The 17,897-nt window shown below is 46.3% G+C and carries 20 protein-coding genes; 1 reads left to right on the top strand and 19 read right to left on the bottom strand.

Annotated elements, in window-relative coordinates; all coding sequences use genetic code 11:
* Positions 1-20 precede the first annotated feature (20 nt).
* From DCMF_RS13765 to DCMF_RS13840, 16 genes are all read right to left on the bottom strand, one after another.
* Positions 21-1,892, bottom strand: coding sequence for a motility associated factor glycosyltransferase family protein (locus DCMF_RS13765; protein ID WP_148134947.1), 1,872 nt, complete (start codon positions 1,890-1,892; stop codon positions 21-23).
* Positions 1,879-2,313 carry a hypothetical protein gene (locus DCMF_RS13770; RefSeq protein ID WP_148134948.1) on the bottom strand — a complete coding sequence of 145 codons (435 nt, stop codon included), beginning with the start codon at positions 2,311-2,313 and terminating at the stop codon, positions 1,879-1,881. Before DCMF_RS13770 ends, DCMF_RS13765 begins: the two co-directional genes overlap by 14 nt.
* Positions 2,314-2,369: 56 nt before the next feature.
* Positions 2,370-2,777 (bottom strand): hypothetical protein, encoded by a 408-nt coding sequence (locus DCMF_RS13775; protein WP_148134949.1) that lies wholly within the window; start codon positions 2,775-2,777, stop codon positions 2,370-2,372.
* Entirely contained in the window at positions 2,770-3,180 is a 411-nt protein-coding gene (fliS, locus tag DCMF_RS13780; protein ID WP_148134950.1) for a flagellar export chaperone FliS, read from the bottom strand. Before fliS ends, DCMF_RS13775 begins: the two co-directional genes overlap by 8 nt.
* 15 nt (positions 3,181-3,195) lie before the next feature.
* A complete protein-coding gene (fliD, locus tag DCMF_RS13785) occupies positions 3,196-4,869 on the bottom strand; it encodes a flagellar filament capping protein FliD (protein WP_148134951.1) in 1,674 nt (557 codons plus the stop codon).
* 31 nt (positions 4,870-4,900) lie between these two features.
* Entirely contained in the window at positions 4,901-5,266 is a 366-nt protein-coding gene (locus DCMF_RS13790; protein WP_148134952.1) for a flagellar protein FlaG, read from the bottom strand.
* A 91-nt stretch (positions 5,267-5,357) separates the two neighbouring features.
* On the bottom strand, positions 5,358-6,221 hold the full coding sequence (locus DCMF_RS13795; protein WP_148134953.1) for a flagellin N-terminal helical domain-containing protein: 864 nt from the start codon (positions 6,219-6,221) through the stop codon (positions 5,358-5,360).
* A gap of 145 nt (positions 6,222-6,366) precedes the next feature.
* A complete protein-coding gene (locus DCMF_RS30340; protein ID WP_148134954.1) occupies positions 6,367-6,666 on the bottom strand; it encodes a carbon storage regulator in 300 nt (99 codons plus the stop codon).
* Entirely contained in the window at positions 6,667-7,080 is a 414-nt protein-coding gene (locus DCMF_RS13805) for a flagellar assembly protein FliW (protein ID WP_148134955.1), read from the bottom strand.
* Positions 7,081-7,192: 112 nt separating this feature from the next.
* Entirely contained in the window at positions 7,193-8,086 is an 894-nt protein-coding gene (flgL, locus tag DCMF_RS13810; RefSeq protein ID WP_214659337.1) for a flagellar hook-associated protein FlgL, read from the bottom strand.
* 28 nt (positions 8,087-8,114) lie between these two features.
* On the bottom strand, positions 8,115-9,419 hold the full coding sequence (gene flgK / locus DCMF_RS13815; protein ID WP_148134957.1) for a flagellar hook-associated protein FlgK: 1,305 nt from the start codon (positions 9,417-9,419) through the stop codon (positions 8,115-8,117).
* A gap of 104 nt (positions 9,420-9,523) precedes the next feature.
* The gene (gene flgN, locus DCMF_RS13820) at positions 9,524-10,015 is read right to left on the bottom strand and encodes a flagellar export chaperone FlgN (RefSeq protein ID WP_148134958.1); all 492 of its coding nucleotides are present in this window, start codon (positions 10,013-10,015) and stop codon (positions 9,524-9,526) included.
* Positions 10,016-10,020: 5 nt separating this feature from the next.
* The gene (gene flgM / locus DCMF_RS13825; protein ID WP_148134959.1) at positions 10,021-10,314 is read right to left on the bottom strand and encodes a flagellar biosynthesis anti-sigma factor FlgM; all 294 of its coding nucleotides are present in this window, start codon (positions 10,312-10,314) and stop codon (positions 10,021-10,023) included.
* Between the two features lie 62 nt (positions 10,315-10,376).
* Positions 10,377-11,417, bottom strand: coding sequence for a protein-glutamate methylesterase/protein-glutamine glutaminase (locus tag DCMF_RS13830; RefSeq protein ID WP_148134960.1), 1,041 nt, complete (start codon positions 11,415-11,417; stop codon positions 10,377-10,379).
* Between the two features lie 26 nt (positions 11,418-11,443).
* Positions 11,444-13,465 carry a chemotaxis protein CheA gene (locus DCMF_RS13835; protein ID WP_148134961.1) on the bottom strand — a complete coding sequence of 674 codons (2,022 nt, stop codon included), beginning with the start codon at positions 13,463-13,465 and terminating at the stop codon, positions 11,444-11,446.
* Positions 13,466-13,501: 36 nt separating this feature from the next.
* A complete protein-coding gene (locus tag DCMF_RS13840; RefSeq protein WP_148134962.1) occupies positions 13,502-13,981 on the bottom strand; it encodes a chemotaxis protein CheW in 480 nt (159 codons plus the stop codon).
* A 176-nt stretch (positions 13,982-14,157) separates the two neighbouring features.
* Between DCMF_RS13840 and DCMF_RS29250 the strand changes: the two genes are divergently transcribed.
* Complete coding sequence (locus DCMF_RS29250; protein ID WP_214659338.1) at positions 14,158-14,325, top strand: hypothetical protein; 168 nt, start codon at positions 14,158-14,160, stop codon at positions 14,323-14,325.
* Between the two features lie 101 nt (positions 14,326-14,426).
* Here DCMF_RS29250 and hemG read toward each other — a convergent pair whose 3' ends face one another.
* The 3 genes from hemG to hemE are packed head-to-tail and all read right to left on the bottom strand — an operon-like array spanning position 14,427 to position 17,852.
* On the bottom strand, positions 14,427-15,842 hold the full coding sequence (hemG, locus tag DCMF_RS13845) for a protoporphyrinogen oxidase (RefSeq protein ID WP_148134963.1): 1,416 nt from the start codon (positions 15,840-15,842) through the stop codon (positions 14,427-14,429).
* Positions 15,843-15,898: 56 nt separating this feature from the next.
* Positions 15,899-16,801, bottom strand: a complete 903-nt coding sequence (gene hemH / locus DCMF_RS13850; protein WP_148134964.1) for a ferrochelatase — start codon at positions 16,799-16,801, stop codon at positions 15,899-15,901.
* The gene (gene hemE / locus DCMF_RS13855; RefSeq protein ID WP_148134965.1) at positions 16,794-17,852 is read right to left on the bottom strand and encodes a uroporphyrinogen decarboxylase; all 1,059 of its coding nucleotides are present in this window, start codon (positions 17,850-17,852) and stop codon (positions 16,794-16,796) included. Before hemE ends, hemH begins: the two co-directional genes overlap by 8 nt.
* Positions 17,853-17,897 lie beyond the last annotated feature (45 nt).

Here is a 17,897-nt window from a genome sequence, read left to right on the forward strand (position 1 = left end):
AAAAACACTGCCACCTCTCTTTAATTCGTGGATTCAGGGTTTAGAATTATTTCTTGGACATCCCGGAAATAAGGTTCAATTAACTGTAAGTCTTTCCTGCAATCATTAATAAATGGGCCAAAACTCTTTCCTACTTTTCCGGCTTTCTCTATGATGTTTTTTTCCAAACGCATTTCTGAAATATTGTTTACCAGGAGATCATGACGTACTCGATTCATAGGAAGCAAAAAAAACAGGAAAAATATGTTGTTCGCCAGTTGTTTGAAGCCTTTATCCAACTTAGGGAAAAGATGACTGATACGATTTGAATAGTTTTTGGCCGCTTGTTTTTCCAAATCAAGAAGAATTTGATTTACTTTATCCAATAGTTGAAGACACTCTTGGTAAGATTCATCCATGATTTTTGCTTGTTCCAATTTATGTTTTGTAGAATACTGGGCACTCTCCTGTCCCGTCAACCAATTTGTCACAACCCTTTTCGTTAAACAATCTTTCATCACTGCTTCCAGCGGCACAAAATCAGCACCGTCGATCTTTGCACCACCTTTTGTGGTATTGATAACCCGGCATGGAGAAAATATGTAGAGATACTGTTCCATTTGAAGCCTCATCCGATTCAATGAATCTTCTGTACGAACTTTACCGCCATAAACATCTTCTACTTCCAGGGAAGCTTTTTTTACCCGCTCAGTCTGTTTTTCTAAATCTTCTTCATAAATTCCTTTAGCATACCACCGGTCGTTTCTGAAGGCTAAGTTTTGTCCTACCAGTATGATAGGATTACAACCCAATTTAATCAGGAGTTCTAAAGTCACCACGGCGATACTGGGAGCATCTATCAGCTTATGCAGGTTTCCCTGGGGATGAGACAAATAAAAGGGAGCCACCGTGTCCTGGCTAATAACCATATGAACTTTGGGCCCAGGATAGGTTCCTAACGTTTCGCAATACACACTGCTGCCAAAAATCAATGGTATATGGGTAATCTTCAGTTGTTTGACTTCTGCATACATATTCCTGTTCGAAGGTGTTGGATCATAGGAGCATACCGCATCCGGACTAATTCCCTTCCCAACCAAGGCTTTTACGGCCGACCCCACAGCAAATATATAGGCCAAGCCCTTTTCCTTAATATACTTTAAATTGTCCAGTTCTTCTTCCAAAGAAGGTCCGGCAGAAACCAGCACAGCTGGCTTGTCCTTAAAGTGACTTTTATCTATATCATGCAGGATGTTGGGTGTTTTGGCAACCTCAGCAAAATTCATGAGACTGTTGATCGTCCACAGTTTTTCAAAGGCCAAATTTATATTCAGAGCAACTTTTCTATTTTTTAACCGTTGCACAAACTCACTGTTAAATCTCCGGTAATGTTCAGAAAAACAACGCTCATAACCGGGCATTGCTACCAGCAATGTTTCTTTATTCATGCTGCCGACAAAACTGTTGAGATAACTGTCTAGATCATCTGGTTGAAACTCAATGAATAAGTTTTTTAGATGTTTTAGGGGCAACTCCTTGAGAATGGTTACGGAAAGAGCATGAAAAAAAACCTCCTTGCTCGGTTCATAAATAGAAAAATCTTTTTCAGGAAACTTTTTCATACATTCCGCCACATGATAGCCTAAGCCAAAACCGTAAAAGAAAATATGCTCATATTTCTCCAAATCTTCTTCCTTATACTGGGAAATAAACCGTGCCGCTTCATTTTGCGGGTCATATTTACTGTGTAAATATACTTCTCCCGCCTCATCAATGGTAATGGTAGACAAGCCGCTTTTTGATAAGACCACCTTGATCAAGGATTGAGCCATTTCTCCTTCCAGGCCTTTTATTTTTTCCCAAATATCAGGATTCAATTGTTTTAAAACGATAATATTATCAGTTAAGATCATGTCCAATGCCCTCTTTGTCAATGATCATCAGAATCTCATTTTTTGCTGATTCCAGGATAAGAATCACTTCAAAGTGAAGAATATCCCCCATCAAAGTAGCATCCTGGGACTTAAGGGCTTCCTCAAATTGATGCAATTGATTCTGCAGATTTGCCGATATTTCTCTGAATTTATCCCCGTTCGCATACAATTCCTTGTGACAAACCAGGTGATTCATATACTCCAACAGCCATTGAATCCCCTCCAGCAATTGGAGCAGGCTTTTCCATGTCTCCTCTGACGGGCCTTGATAAAACCCGTCCGCCAAAACTTTAATTTCCGGTAGAGCCCGGTCCAGATATTGATTGGCACTGATCGTCATTTGGTCCAGCATCTCTTTCCGGGATGGCATATTTTGATCTTTCAATTTTTTTTCTGGCATACAGTTCCCTCCTCGGTCATGCCTGCAATCACGAAAAAGCGCCGACAGCGCTTTTTCTAAACACTTTTATCAATAATTTTCGGCTGTTTGCCTCCCCGGTTCAAGTATGTGCCGATTTGATTGACCACATTTACCTCAGCCCTGATTTGTTTCATAGATTCCTGCAGCGTTCGGATGCTGGCTTTACTGCCCTGGGCAGCCTTCTCAAGCAAATCCTGGATCGTTTTGCGGGTTTCCTTGGATTCTTTCCAACTTCCATCATGGTTGCGCAGCCAACCCTGTTCCCTAATAATATTCTCCTTTAAGCGGTTAAAATCCTTTATCGTCTCGTTAACTTTCTCAAAATCCTGTTGTTGAACCGCTTCACCCTGTTCTTGGATCAACCGATTTAATTCTTCACAGTACGCCATGAGCAAATTCATGGAATGCACTTTGGGGGACCGGTCTCCCTCTGTATTAGGCACCGATGCTCCCCTCTCTTTCTTCATGCCCGGGGGACTTACTGAAAACAACGGCCCAGGCGGCGCGAAGTTTCTCCAGCATTTTACAGACACGTCCTGCCAATACCGGATCCTTTTGCATATTGGCCCGTACCAAAAAATATTTCATACTCCGGTACACCCGATGCAAGTTTTCCGCTACCTCGCCCACACTTAGATCCAAGGTTTGATCCAGTTCTTCCACGATATCTTGAGCCCGAACAAAATAATTGCACGAGTTTTCCCAATTTTTTTCCTCCAGGGCAGCGGCAGCTTGTTTTGTAAAGCGGATCGCCCCATCATAAAGCATTAAGACTAAGTCTCCTTGGGATGCTGTTTTAATCTGAGTCTGCCGGTAAACTTGATAGGGGTTGTTGATATTCGCCATGGATGGGGTTCCTCCTTAGTCGTTATCAGAATTCATGGATTCAATCATTTGTAATACATAATTCAGTTGGCTTTCCAGGGCACTTACCGCGGTATCCATTGCATTAAATTTCTTATATAACCGTTCCTGTTTTCTTTCTAGCCTTTCGGTCTCGGTTTCGATATCCGTGTCCAGATTATCCATGAGCTTATTCAGGGAAGTTTCCTGGGAGGGAATAATCCCTGTAGAATCTTTGAGCCAAGTATCCAGTTCATTGGACAAGCGGGTGGCAATGCCGTCCGTGCTGTTGAAAAGGTCATAAACCGCACCGGAATTTTCGGCCATCGCTTCCTTAAACGCACTTTCATCAAGGGTCATGGTTCCATCTTTATCAATGGAGATCCCCATTTCCGAGGCTAAGTTTAAGTCCCCGGAAACACTGCCTACCACATTCATAGTATACTGGCGCAAATTATTCTTCAAGCGATTGGCGACTGAATCTCCTTGGAGAAGTCCATCTTTTCCGGTGGCTGTGGCTATGGCGCTGACCGCGTTATTATACTGCGTGACAAACTCTTTCATGGCACTGAGCGCATCTTCCGTATCGTTTGTCACCGTAATTGTGGCATCGCCTTCCTCCGCCAAGGTGAAAGATACACCGGTTATAACACCGCTGATCTCATTGGAACTGTTATACAGGGTGCTGCCCCCGTTGATTTCGTCAATGGAATAGGCGGCGTTTTCCCCCAGTATTTGGGTGGTACCGGACAGGCCGGCCGCCGCTAAAAAATTCCCGCTGAGATCCTGCATTTGGATGGTCTTGCTGCCGGTATACTGGGCCGTTAATACCAGCTTGTCTTCCGTAGCATCATAGTTGGCCGTCACCTGGGCATCAGAATTGTTAATTCTGTCAATTATGTCGGATAAACTATCGGTTGATGCGTCATAAGAGATTGTAATCCCGTTAATTTCAAACTCGCCTGAAGCAGCCAGACTGTCGTAATTCAAATTGGCAGAGCTCAAAACTTTGGTTGTACTGACGCTTCCCAGAGATGTGCTGCTGATAATTTCCGCCCCGGTCTGCCCATCTACCCCGATAGCTTGAAAAAAGTTGCTGCTGTCTGCCCCGCTTCCCAATTGCACCGTCCCGTCCGGATCCGAACCTATGTACGCAAAAGTAACCTTCCCACTCCCGCTGTCAAAAGAGGCATACACATCGGTAACGGCTGCATTAATTTTCGTGAGAACATTATTAAGTGTATCCGATGTGGGATCAATATCAATACTAGTCCCGTTGACACTGATGCTCCCCGCCGTAACAGTTAGGGCAAGTCCCGCATCTTTTAAGGCGGCATCGGCAGCTACCGTCTTGCCCATGCGGGCGGCACTTCCCACCTGGGTGGATGTAGCCAGGGAAGTAACATGCAGGTGGTATTTTCCTGTCGCAGCGCCGCTACCGGCTGAAACTGTGACTATATCTTCATTGCTGCTTTTTGCCGCTTTACCCTGAAAAACATCCTTAGATTGAAGCTTCTCTATGGCACTCTGGAAACTGGTTAATTTGGTCTTGATATTGCTCCAGGTAGAAAGCTGGTTTGCATATGTGCTTTGCTGCGCTTTCATCTTGGTCAGTTTTCCTGACGCAGCCGTCATCAGACTTTCCACAAGACTATCAATATCCATTCCGGTGCCCAGACCTGTGATTTGCATCTTGTTCACCCCCTTTGTTGAGATTCATCATTTAGACATAGCAATCGATGATCGCTCCCAACGATTCTCGAAGTCTTCCCAGCATTTCAAAAGCTTTTTCCGGGGGAATCTCCCGGATTACTTTCCCTTCGTCATTGATCACCTTCACCTTTAGATCTTCTATCCTGCCCTGAATCTCAAATTCCAGATGGGTATTGCTTAAGGCGGAAAACTTATTCAAATCATTCACGGTTTGGACAACTTTATCCCACGGGGCGGTGACATTTAACCCTTCATCACTCTTCGCCGCCAACCGCTCCGGGTGTTGTTCAATCACTTTTGGTTCCGCCGCTTTCCGGTTGCCCAGATTAAATTCCTCCACCGTCTGGACCTGGGGTCCGCCGGCACCAATTTTCATTTCTGATCACCTACTTATCTTTAATCAAGTAAAAAGCTAAAGATAAAAAGCGGCCAGTGGCGGGGTACGACACTGGCCGCGAAGGAAGATCTTATCCCTGCAGGAGAGTAAGAATGCTCTGAGATTTTTGGTTTGCCTGAGACAGCATGGACATACTGACCTGTTCCAAAATCTGGTTGGTGCTCATATCCACATATTCATCCGCCATATCCACGTCGGTAACTAATGACTTGGATGCATCCAAATTTTCTTTGGAAACTTCCAGGTTGCTGACGGTATAATCCAGACGGTTAATGGTTGCTCCCAAGGTAGCCCGGTTTTCGGAAAGATCCTTAAGGGCAAGGTCTAATGTTGCTATCAAGCCGGACATGGCACCGGTGCTTTTTCCAACAGTACCGGACATGATTGTAAAACCGCTAAGCCCAGCTGTGCCAGACCCTAAATCTTTTAACCTTGAGGCTTTAACGTCTACCTTCAATGTCTCACCAGCATTAGCTCCCACCTGGAAGGTAAGGGATAGTTTTGCTCCACTAGCGCCGGAAACATTCAACAATTTCTTGGTATTGTAAGCGGTATTAGTGGCAATATCTGTAATCTGGCTGAGCAATTCGTCAATTTCGTCCTGGGTAGTTTGCTTGTTTTCATCGGTCATATTACCCGTGTTGGCTCCCACAACCAGTTCCCGGATACGGGAAACAATGTTTTCTTGCTGGCCCAGGGCGCCTTCTGCCGTATTCAGCATGGCGCTTGCCTGCTCCGCGTTTTTGATCGCCTGGTCGAAACCTGTAATCTGGTTTTTCATCTGTTCGGAAATAACCAACCCGGTAGCATCGTCAGCAGCATTGGTGATGCGCAGACCGCTGGATAATTTCGACATATTTTTGGTGATGCTGTTGGTGGCGTTGTTTAAGTACCGTGTTGCCGTTGCCGCACTCGTATTGGTATTAATTCTCATTGTTATTCCTCCTTGATTATCATCCTTTTCGTATATTAAACCCTAGCTTAATCGGCCGCTTAAGCACAGGTCCAATATCCTTTCCTGTCTAGTAATAATATCGGTATGTTTCCTCTGTACTTTAGAGCTTTATAACAAATTTTTTCTATTTTTCGATCTTATTCTGCATCGTTTCTTCATCTTTCTTGTTTTCCGCCCCGGCCCGGTTTTTAAACAACTTACCCAGTTCATTCAGCACCGTTTTATTAAGGGTAATGGGATCATGCTGGCCTGCCTTATTCTCTTTCACAATTGTATCAAAGACTTCCAGCCGGTGAATGCTGACGCTTTTGGGGGCTTCCACGCCAATTTTCACATATTCCCCGTCTATAATATCGATCACCTTGATTACAATATTATCGCCAATGACTATCACCTGGTTTTTCTTCCTGGTTACTACCAACATTTAATCATTTCCCCCTTTCAGCGGATGATCGGCAAAAACCGCATGCTTTGTAGTATACCGGGAATCATTCAAAACCACCTGGATGCCTTGATGATTTTTTTTGTTGATCACCAACGGTCCCAATAAATTGGCCGTTGCCCGGGAAATGTCTTTGGACATGGTGAGCAAGGTAAAAATCCAGGCATCGGAAATATCCATCAGGCCAATGCTCTCCGCGGCAAAATCCTCCAGATCAAAGGAATAATCGGGGAAAAAAATAAAAGGATTAATGGCTAAAAAAGCCACATCCGTGTTTTTTTCTCCTCTGATACTGAAAAGAATGCCCTGCTCATCCGAGTCTAAAATATAACCGTCTACTTGTTCAAAGCCTAGAATCCCTTTGGGAAAAGTCACTTTTACCGGTAATTCACTCATGTCACGGCGCCTCCTCAAGTCTATAAATATGAACAACAGAGTAAATACAACAAAGAAGTTCACCCTCCGGTCAACTTCTTTGTTCTGCAATTTCCGTGTAATTTCCTTTTTGTTATTTTAGATAATCTAATAGACTGACATTCATGATTTGCGCTCCCACCGCCAAAACCGCCGCATAGGTGGTTTGCTCCGACTTGAGGTCGGTGATCGCCTGCACGATATCAACATCTTCGATACTGGTGATCAGGGTTTCCAAGTAATCAATCTGATCCGTATGCATCTCTTCCATACTTTCAAACTGATTGATTCTGATCCCCATACTCCCCTGGAATTCGACCGCCTTGGTAAAGGAATTATCCAAGTCACCAATAGCCTCCTGAAGAAGGTCCGTATTTTGCGTGGCAAGGCCTTCTTTCAGTTTAAACAAGGAAGCAAATACACCGCTGTCCTCAAATAACTCGTCGCCCCGGTAGGTCACGGCAACAGATTGGTCCTCCTGAATCTGGCGTTTCAAGGCGCCATTTCCTCCGGCGTAAGGTTCTACCGCAGTGCCGCCGCTATTTAGTTTGAAGGGCATAATATCCGTTGTGTCCCCGGAAAAAATATATTGCCCCCCATAGGTGGTATTGGCCAAACTCACGACATACTCAATCAGCTCATCCGCCTGAATGATCATTAAGGAATAGCTTTCCTGGCTGGTAATGGTACCGTTTACTGCGGTAAGCGCCAGCTCCTTGGCATCAGCCAAAGCGTCGCTCACCGAGTCCATGGTTAATTCCTCCATTTTCAGCCAGCCCAGCCCATCCTGAATCGCCGTATTAAAGTTATTTTGCTTGCGCACTTGTTGATTTAAATTGATCACCCGGCTCATACCCGCAGGGTTGTCCGAAGGAACCTGAAGTGCCTTTTCCGACATCACGGACAGTTCTGCCCGGTTCAAACGCTCCAATACTTTACGTTGACTCTTTAACCAATTTTGCATATGCGCGTAATTAGTAACCCTCATTTTTGCCATCCTCCATAATTACAGCATATTACACCATATTTATTATCGTCTCCAACATTTCATCTATCACGGCTAATAACTTGGCCGAGGATTCATAAGAGCGCTGATACATAATCATATAAGCCGTTTCTTCATCCAGGGAAACCCCGGATACATCCGCCCGGAGATTCTCCAATTCCGACATCATATCCTCTTCGTAAGAGTTCTGGGTTTCCGCTACTTTAACGGCAGTGCCCACTCTCTCAAAAAAAGACGAAACATCTTTCGCAAAGGCCGTGCCCAAATTATAAATATTTGTCGCTAGGGTTGCTTTTTCTTCTACAGAAGTGGTGTTCGCACCAATATTGTTGTAATCCGCCTTCACCTCATCGCTTAAGGCCAAGTCGGCTACCCCGGTCACCGGCTCCTTAAAGAAATTAATTCCTGTGTCTGTGGGGTTATGCAGGTCATTGACTTTCTCTACCAAAGACTTCGCCAAGTCGTCAAGATCCTTTTTGTAATCCTGCAATTCATTATCCCTGACCTTCTGTAATCCATATAAACTGCCGCTGGTTGAGTCCACAGCCGCCCCGTCGGGAATTGCCGTAACGTTGCTGCCGTCAATCAGGCTTAATTGTTGGGATGTGCCTGAAGAATCCGTAATGTCTAGGGTTACCGATACCGTGTTGTCCTGATTATAGGTGACAGCAGCTCCCGTGATGCCCACCAATTCTCTGAGCAGAACATCACGCTGATCCAGGAAGGTATTAGGTTCTTGTCCCTTTTTGATACTGCTACTGATCTCGGCATTCAGTTTGGCAATCTGTTCACCGAGTGAATTGGCTTGAGTGATCTGGTCCGTAATCGTTTCATTAATCTCGTTTTCCGCATCTGTTAATAATTGTCCTGCCGACTGCAGCGCACCGATCAATGCATCGGCCCGTTCCTTGATCTCATAGGCGGGACTTTCCATGGTGGGATTGATCGACAGATTATGCCAGGCATCCCAAAAGTCACCCAGCCGGGAAGATAAATCCAGACTATTCAGGCCTAGTTCGATTTTATCCAGAAGTTCTAACTGGGTGGACCAAGAATCAGCATTCGCCTGTTCTCTTTGGATTCTCCCCTCCAGGTACCGATTGCTCACCCGGCTTACGCCTTCAATCGTGACTCCGCTTCCCAACCGGCCGTTAAAATACGCCGCTTCATAGGATGCACTTGCGCTCAAGTCAACTCTTTGTCGGGAATAACCCTCTGTATTTACATTTGCCACGTTGTTGCCAATCACGCTTAATGCTGTCTGGCTCGCCTTCAGACCGCTCACGGAGGTTGATAATATCGAAAATAGAGACATTTCTCACCCAACCTTTTAGTTTAATTTGATCCGGATCAGAATCACATCAGATACTTAGAAATGAACCTCCCCGCAAGACCCTGCGGGGAATTCGTGATTAACCCTTAAACAGTTTTGTTGAGAGTAACCGTTGTATGCGCCTCTGTCTTAATATTCCCGTTTTGTTGATACAACAAATGATTACCAGTTTGATAAAACTTTAACACTTGTCCAATTGTATAATGAAGATTTTTTATGAGCATTAAATTGGAAGTATTGTCCCGGTGAAATTTCTTAATCGTCGTACTCAATTCCTCCACCAGCTCAGAAAGACGTCTTTTCATTTCACCGGAAAGGCTGTTTACCAGCGTAGTTAAGGTAACATCGGGAGCCAATCCCATAGCGTTTAAGCATTCTGCGTAGCAACCCTGCATCTCCGTCTGAGCAGCAGAAAAATTTTTGTATGTAGCTTCTAAACTGGCAGTAACTTCCTCAAGTCCTTTCAGATCCCGGTTTTTAATGAAAGTGCGCTGTTCCAGCACCAGTTTATGCAAGTCCCGGCAAAAGCCCATCTGTTCCCGCAGCTTTGTTTCCAGAACCACTAAATGCTCTGTCATCTGCTTCACTGTCCTTTAATAATTTTACTTTCCACCATCTCTTGCACAATATGGTCCGCCAACTGGTCCAAGTCAATTTCGTATGATTCCAGCCGTTCCCGAATGGCAGTCACCTTTTCGGTACGGATATCGGGCATATCCATGGCGTGGTTGATCAACGCTTGCATATCCTGTGCCTCTTTGGATATGACCGCAGAATCCTCTCGAGGAGTATCCTGTTTTTGGGCAGTTCCCTCTGAACGTTTATTTGAAGTATATGTTTTTAGAATCTGGGCCGGTACATATCCGTTAATCTTCATCCAAAACCACCACTTTTATTTTCTTTTGTCTTTTATATCGGCTTTCAGGCAGAAAACTTTAGTTATCTTAAGACATTTTTTACAATCGTCTCTCCCATGATGCTTAAATCCACCACCTGATCCACAATCCCCGCCTCTATGGCCGCCTTCGGCATGCCGAAAACCACACAGGAACTCTCCGCTTCCGCTACCACCCTTCCCCCTTTTCTTTTTAGGGCAGAGAGCCCTTTCAGTCCATCATTGCCCATCCCGGTTAGGATCACGCCCAAAGCTTGCTCTCCATAGACATCCGCTACAGAAGAGATCATGTCGTCTACCGAGGGTTTAAAAGCCGATCGGGTGGTAAGGGCATCCAATTCGGCTCTTATTTCCTCCCCCGTTTTTTTCACTGTAAAAACGCTTCCCGCAGGAGCTATGTATACCTGTCCCGCTTTGATCACAGTCCCCCGTTCGGCTTCCACAACCGTGATGTGGCTGATCTTATCCAGCCTCTCCGCCATGGGACGGGTAAAACCTTTGGGAATATGCTGCACCACGATCACAGCAACAGGAAAATTTTTCGGTAAAACAGGAATAATCTGCTGCAAAGCAGCAGGTCCCCCCGTGGAACATCCAATCGCCACCATTTTCAGAGGAGAGCTTTTTTTGCCCAGGACCGGGATCGAGCCCGCGGGCTTGGGCAGAGGCCTTTTTCCATGGACGGTGGATGTGGCTGCCGTTTTGATTTTCTCCGGCAGTTCTTTCTCAAACTTTTCCAGAGCCCGGGCATCCATGAAGCCCGGTTTCTGGATAAAGTCAACGGCGCCCAGTTCCAAAGCCCTCAAGGTCTCGACAGTGCCCTGGGCCGTCAAAGCGCTCAACATGACCACCGGAACCGGGTAATCCTCCATGATCCGTTTCAACGCTTCCAAACCGTCTACTCCCGGCATTTCCACGTCCATCGTCACCACATGGGGCTGCAGAGCGGCAATCTTACGCAGGGCGTCCTCCCCATTCCTTGCCGCATCCGTGACGATAATTTCCGGGTCCTGCTCCAGTATTTTTTTAAGGCGCAGCCTGATCACCGCAGAATCATCAACAATGAGGACTTTTATTTTTTGCACATTGCTTCCCGCCTTATCCTTTTTTGCTAGCTTGCCGCTTCCAACACGTTAATTAAACTCCTCACATCAATAATGAGGGCCACTTTTCCATCACCCAGAATGGTGGCGCCGGCAAATCCCGGAACCTTGCCCAAGTAATCACCTAAACCCTTGATGACAATTTCCTGTTCTCCCACCAAGTCGTCCACAATAATGCCGATCTTTTCTCCGTCCATACTGACCACTACCACGTAAAGATATTCCGCATCCCCGTCCACCTCGTCGTCGAAGAGACGTCTCAGGCGGACCAAGGGAAGTACATGACCCCGCAGCATAATGACTTCACAGCTTTTTATGGATTGAATGTCTTTTTTATGTATTCTTAAGGTCTCCAGGACATTGGACAGAGGGAAGGCATAAATCTCATCAAGATTCCCCACCAGCAAGGACTGGATAATTGCCAGCGTTAAGGGAAGTTTTACCGTAAACTTGGTTCCTTTGCCCAGGACGGTATGAATTTCCACAAATCCGTTCACTTGTTCGATCAGCTTGCGCACAACATCCATGCCTACGCCTCGTCCCGAGACATCGTCAATCTCTTTAGCCGTAGAAAATCCGGGCAGAAAAATCAGGTTTAAAGCCTCACGGGTGGACATGGTGTTAGCTCTCTCTTGAGAAAGCAAGCCTTTTTCCACAGCGTGACGCTTCAGTTTTTCCTCATCCATGCCCCGGCCGTCGTCTTCCACTTCAATGACGATATGATTTTCCTGCTGCCTAGCCCGCAAGCATACTTTCCCTGTGAGAGGCTTCCCTGCTTTCTTTCTTTCTTCGGGAAGCTCCAGACCATGATCCACCGCATTGCGGATCAGGTGAATCAAAGGATCGGCAATAGCTTCAATTAAAGTACGGTCCAGCTCCGTTTCTTTTCCTTCAATAATTAATTGGATATCCTTTCCAAATCTTTGGGACAAATCCCGCACCATGCGGGGGAACCTGTTAAAGACCTGGGCAATGGGCAGCATCCTGGTTTTCATGATTTCTTCCTGCAGTTCATTGGTGACCCTGGCCAAATGAGATGAAATCTGGCGTAAGGAAACAATATCACCGTCTCCCCCGTACCTGTTTTCAAAAACATTATTCAGCTGGGTCAAGCGGGTGCGGTCAATGACCAGCTCACCGATGAGATTCATTAAGGTATCCAGTTTCCGAATATCCACCCGAACGGTGTGGGAAACATTTTTTTCTCCCTCCTTCTTGTCCGAAGGATCTTTCTCCCTTTTTACCTCCTCTTCCTGCTCTTCACCGGAAGACTGAAGATTTTGTTCCTCCTCCTGCTCCCAGGATAATACCTTCACATCAAAAGAGGCGATGTCAGCCACCGTATTGATTAATTGTTGAATGGTATTAAAATTCCGGTCGGTAAGAATAATGACATCGATTTCATCCTCTTCTATATCGTCCCCCAGGGCTTCCCTGGTGGGATGAGACCGGAGCACCTGACCCACCCCGGATAAATTCTCCAGGAGAATCATGGCCCGAACAGTTTTCATCATGCATTGAGCGTCAAAAATTGCTCTCACACCATAAGGCTGGAGCCCTTTTGCCGCGTTTTCCCTGATCAGTCTGGTTTCCTCTTCGGTTAAAAGCCAAAAATCCTTCTTCTCCGGCACAGTGCTTTGATGTTCTGCCATTTCTTGTTGGGAATAGGTGTGAAGCTTCTCTACCAGTACCTTAATATCAGACTTCTCTTCTCCGTCATGAATTTCATTTTGCAGAATTTTTAAGCAATCAAGACACTCGAACAATAAAGAAACCAGTTCGGAACTTACTTCCATATCGTTATGACGAAACCGGTCCAAAACATTTTCAATCTCATGGGTCAGGTGGGACATCTTTTCAAAACCCATGATCCCGGAAGAGCCTTTTACCGTATGGGCGGCGCGAAAAATCTCATCAATGGTCTCTCCATCTACTCCATTCTTCTCCAAGAGTAAAAGTCCATTACTCATGACTTCCAGCTTTTCATTCAATTCATCGAAAAATACGTCTATTTCTTCTTGCGAGAACATCTGCTCACCCCCGTTAATCATAGATGATAAAATCGCTTAGGCAATTTCGTTTTTGCCAATTTGACTGAACACATCGCTCACTTCCAGCAGCATCACCAGCTTGTCCTCCACTTTACCCACCGCCCGGATAAACTTGGCGTCAAAACCGGCGGCTGTAGCAGGCAGCGGTTCCAAATCTTCCTGGGTCAAGCGCAATACTTCCGTAACCGCATCTACAATCATGCCCACAATGGCTGTTCCGGCTTCCACAATAATAATTCGTGTATCTTCCGTAACTTCGGTAGTCCAATCTACGGAAAAACGTTTCCGCATATCCACAACCGGTATTATTTTTCCCCGTAAGTTAATAACTCCTTTCAAAAAAGGAGGTGTTCTGGGTACACGGGTAATATGCTCCATGAGAATAATTTCGTGTACCGAGGCAATATCAATGGCATAATGCTGATCCCATAGTTTAAATACTACCAATTGTTCATAGGCCGACTCATTGTTGTTTATTGTTGTTTCCCGGGTCATTATTAAACCTCCTTATCCCTTAAAAAAGGGTATTATCCTCCATTTACTTATTATCGACAGGAAAAAACAAACCTTTAGACTTTTCAGGTTTTTTTATCAAAAAAAAGAGAAAAATATGAAAGCGAAAAAATATATTTTGCGGAATGAATAAATTGATTCCAAAGGAGGTTATGTTCATGAAAAGAGATAGACTGCGTACCAAAGGCGAATTGGTCAACCACCAGCAGGACCCGAAAGAATACCATGAATTAAATTCGTTTGCCCGGACCCAAAGAGAAAATCCCGTGAAAACAGCGCCGAATAATATGACCACCAAAAGCAGAGTTCCCAACGAAAAAGACTAAATAACCAATGGCTCCTGCCCGGTCTACCGTCCACTGACAATCCAAGCTCCTGCAGACGACGGTAGACCGGTTTTTCCCTTCTTAAGGCAATCGTGATTCCTTTATTCCCTTGTTCCGTGCAGAAAGCGCATCACGTTTTCGGCAGCGTTCATGCCGTCGTTAATACAATCCGGCACTCCGATCCCCCTGTAGCAACCCCCCGCCAGATAAAATCCCGGCAGAGACTTTAAGCGCTGTTCCACCCTGTGCAATCTTTCCAAATGGCCCATGGTGTACTGAGGCCGGGCGTGAATCCAGCGATGGATCCGAGACATCACGGGATTGGAGGAAATGCCCAGAATAGATTTGAGGTCCTGTTTTACCCAGTGGAGAATTTCTTCTTCCCCGGCACAGGCAAGATGAGAATTCTTCGCCCCCCCGACAAAAGTCCGCAGCAAAACAGAATCCTCGTCCGGCATCCGGTAATTCCATTTAATGGAGCTGAAGGTAACCGCATTGATTTTTCTCTGCTCCACATGGGGTATGAGAAAACCAAAAGAGGCAGGGGAAAAAGGCAGTTGCTCCCTCCGGAAGGCCAAAGATACCGTGGCGGAAGAAGCCATGGGAGTTTCCTCCAGGATATCGGCACTGGCAGCATCCCAGCCCCGGATTAACGCGGCGGCTTCAGGAGCGGGAAGGGCGAAAATAACGGCATCAGCGGTGATCTCCCCAAATCCGTCCCCAAGTATCTGGTAATGGGTTCCTGATCGTCCTACTTTGACGACCTCTTTTCCTTTCAGAATCCTTCCCCCCAGCTTTTTTTCCAAAGCGTCCGTTAATTCACCCATGCCATTTTTAAAGGACATAAAATAGGTTCCGGGTTTGCCGCCGGATCCCTCTGGCCTTTTGGCCGGAGACCGCCTTCGGGCGGCTAACATCGCCCTGATTAAGCTGCCGTAATTTCTTTCCATATCGAGAAACCGGGGAAAACTGGCCTTTAAGCTCATGGTTTCCGGATTTCCTCCATGAATCCCGCCAATGAGAGGCTCGGCAATTTTATCCAGCGCCTCCCGCCCTAAACGGCGCACTACAAAGTTGTGCAAAGTTTCATCATCGTCATCCTTCTTTCGGGGCAGCACAAAATCCAAGGCCATGCGCATTTTCCCCGGCCAGGATATTAAAGGACTCAAAGCAAAAGGAACAATTTTGGTGGGAACCATCAGCATCAGTCCTTCGGGAAGGGCGTGCACCCTGCCGCCGGAATAGACATAGGTTCCTTTAAATTCATCATTCGTGCCGATTAGACTGTCTGCCAGGCCGATTTTTTCTGCCAGTTTAATCACCGAAGGCTTTTCCGAGAGAAAACAATCAGGGCCTCCTTCCACCAGAAACCCGTCATGAGTTTCCGTAAGGATTTTCCCGCCTAATCTAGCATCCTTTTCGATCAACGTATATTCTATATTTTCCCCTTTTTCTTCCAGCGCATAAGCTGCCGCCAGGCCGGCAATACCTCCGCCGATGATAGCTACTTTTTTCATATCCACCACTCCGTAATTTCATTGCTGATTATTATGTATTTTTTCTTCATCATCTTTCACAGGGTTGCCGCCAAAGCTTTTATCAAAAAGGGAGAATCGTTTAGGGCCGGGCAGCGTTGGAACCCCATCCCTAAAGAAACCGCTTTGTTTTTAGCCTCAATATCCAGGTCATATAGTGTCTCCATGTGGTCGGACACAAACCCAATGGGAACGGCGAGAACCTGCTTTTCTCCCTGGGAGGCCAGCATCTCGATGATTTCTCCCACCTGGGGTCCTAACCATTTTCCCGGCTTCATCCCCTTGCTTTGAAAAGCTGAAAAAACATGTCCGTGCTTCACCCTGGCCATAACGGCAGCTACGGAATCTTGAAACTGTTTTTGATAGCATCCTGCATCTTCAGGATCATCCTCAGAAAGGCTATGGGCCGAAAAAATCACAGTAACTTCCTCAGGAGCGGAAAAATGTTTCAGGCCGGCAGTCACTTTTTCTCCCACTGCTTCAATAAAAAAAGGATGGGTGTGCCACTGTTTACCGAAAGAAACTCCTATCCCCTGCTGCTCTGCCTCTACTGCCTCCCGCACCGCTTGGAAGTATGCCCCGGTACTTGTTTTTGAGAAAAAAGGAGCCAGGCTTACAGCCACCACATGGTCTATCCCTTCTTCCGCCATCTGCCGCACACTGTCCTTGATAAAAGGCTTGCCATGAAGCATGCCCATATAGACAGGGTAGTCTTTCCCCTGTCCTTTCAATTCTTCCCTTAACCCGGCTGCCTGAGAGGTGGTGATCGAGAGCAGGGGAGAACTTCCCCCGATAGAGGAATACCTTTCTGTGATCTTGTCCAGCATTTCTCCGGGTACCTTTTTCCCTTTCAGAATATGGGATAAAAAAGGTTCTATTTCTTCAGGAGTATGCGGGCTGCCAAAATTCAGCAGCAGGATACCGGTTGCTCCCTTATTCATGAAGGTTCGCCCTAGCTTTCAGATTGCGCCTGCTGTATTCGTGCACGGCCTCCACCAAGGCCAAAACGTCTTCCGTCCGGGAATCCTTATGAATGCCATGCCCCAGGTTAAAGATGTGGCCGGGCCGGTTTGCCGCCCGGTCTAAGATATCTTTTGCCTTTTGCTCCATGATGCGGCGCGGGGCGAGCAAAACAGCCGGATCCAGATTCCCCTGGATCCCTACTTCAGATCCCAGCCTCTTCCAGGCCTGATCGATATTGATGCGCCAGTCGATACCGATGACATCTCCCCCGGCCTCTTTCACCAGTTCTAAAAGGGTTGCCCCGTTATTGGCAAAATGAATCACGGGAACCTTTAAATCTTTCAGGCCTGTAATTACTTTTTGAGAATAAGGCAGGACATAGTGGCGGTAATCTTCGCTGTTTAAGGTACCGACCCAGGAATCAAAAAGCTGAACGGCCTGGGCTCCGGCAGCAATTTGGGCGCGCAAATAGTTTAAGATCACCTGGGAAACTTTCCTCATCAATTCATGCCAAATTTCCGGAGCGCCCCAGATCATCTTTTTACAGTTTAAGTAATCCCGGGATCCTCCGCCCTCAATGAGATAACTGGCCAGGGTAAAAGGGGCGGCAGAAAAACCGATCAGCGGTACCTTCCCCTCCAAATCCCGTCTGGCCAAACGAATTGCCTCCATCACATAGGGAGTGGCTTCTTCCCCCTCCAGCACTCTAATTTGCGCCACATCTTTGGCGCAGCGGACCGGATGATGAATGAAGGGCCCCTCTCCTTCGGAGAACTCAAAAGCAATGCCCATTCCTTCCAAAGGAAGCAGGATATCGGCAAACAGAATGGCCGCATCAACACCCAGGCGGTCTACCGGCTGTAAGGTAACCTGGGCAGCCAGCTCGGGAGTCTTACACATCTCTAAAAAAGAATACCTTTTCCGGATTTTCATATACTCTTCCATATAGCGGCCCGCCTGCCGCATGAACCATACAGGCGTGTATTCCACCTGCTCCCGGCGGCATGCCCGTAAAAAAATATCATTCATTTTTACCTTCATTCCCTTCCCAGGCTAATTGCCGATTGATGCTAA

The sequence above is a fragment of the Candidatus Formimonas warabiya genome (assembly GCF_002777255.1).
In the GTDB taxonomy this organism is placed as follows: domain Bacteria; phylum Bacillota; class Dehalobacteriia; order Dehalobacteriales; family Dehalobacteriaceae; genus Formimonas; species Formimonas warabiya.

Bases quoted from the DNA above. Each gene is read 5' to 3' on its own strand.
- DCMF_RS13765 (WP_148134947.1), bottom strand. From the start codon at position 1,892: ATGATCTTAACTGATAATATTATCGTTTTAAAACAATTGAATCCTGAT.
- DCMF_RS13770 (WP_148134948.1), bottom strand. From the start codon at position 2,313: ATGCCAGAAAAAAAATTGAAAGATCAAAATATGCCATCCCGGAAAGAG.
- fliS (WP_148134950.1), bottom strand. From the start codon at position 3,180: ATGGCGAATATCAACAACCCCTATCAAGTTTACCGGCAGACTCAGATT.
- fliD (WP_148134951.1), bottom strand. From the start codon at position 4,869: ATGCAAATCACAGGTCTGGGCACCGGAATGGATATTGATAGTCTTGTG.
- DCMF_RS13790 (WP_148134952.1), bottom strand. From the start codon at position 5,266: ATGAAAATTGGTGCCGGCGGACCCCAGGTCCAGACGGTGGAGGAATTT.
- DCMF_RS13795 (WP_148134953.1), bottom strand. From the start codon at position 6,221: ATGAGAATTAATACCAATACGAGTGCGGCAACGGCAACACGGTACTTA.
- DCMF_RS30340 (WP_148134954.1), bottom strand. From the start codon at position 6,666: ATGTTGGTAGTAACCAGGAAGAAAAACCAGGTGATAGTCATTGGCGAT.
- DCMF_RS13805 (WP_148134955.1), bottom strand. From the start codon at position 7,080: ATGAGTGAATTACCGGTAAAAGTGACTTTTCCCAAAGGGATTCTAGGC.
- flgL (WP_214659337.1), bottom strand. From the start codon at position 8,086: ATGAGGGTTACTAATTACGCGCATATGCAAAATTGGTTAAAGAGTCAA.
- flgK (WP_148134957.1), bottom strand. From the start codon at position 9,419: ATGTCTCTATTTTCGATATTATCAACCTCCGTGAGCGGTCTGAAGGCG.
- flgN (WP_148134958.1), bottom strand. From the start codon at position 10,015: ATGACAGAGCATTTAGTGGTTCTGGAAACAAAGCTGCGGGAACAGATG.
- flgM (WP_148134959.1), bottom strand. From the start codon at position 10,314: ATGAAGATTAACGGATATGTACCGGCCCAGATTCTAAAAACATATACT.
- DCMF_RS13835 (WP_148134961.1), bottom strand. From the start codon at position 13,465: ATGTTCTCGCAAGAAGAAATAGACGTATTTTTCGATGAATTGAATGAA.
- DCMF_RS13840 (WP_148134962.1), bottom strand. From the start codon at position 13,981: ATGACCCGGGAAACAACAATAAACAACAATGAGTCGGCCTATGAACAA.
- DCMF_RS29250 (WP_214659338.1), top strand. From the start codon at position 14,158: ATGAAAAGAGATAGACTGCGTACCAAAGGCGAATTGGTCAACCACCAG.
- hemG (WP_148134963.1), bottom strand. From the start codon at position 15,842: ATGAAAAAAGTAGCTATCATCGGCGGAGGTATTGCCGGCCTGGCGGCA.
- hemH (WP_148134964.1), bottom strand. From the start codon at position 16,801: ATGAATAAGGGAGCAACCGGTATCCTGCTGCTGAATTTTGGCAGCCCG.
- hemE (WP_148134965.1), bottom strand. From the start codon at position 17,852: ATGAATGATATTTTTTTACGGGCATGCCGCCGGGAGCAGGTGGAATAC.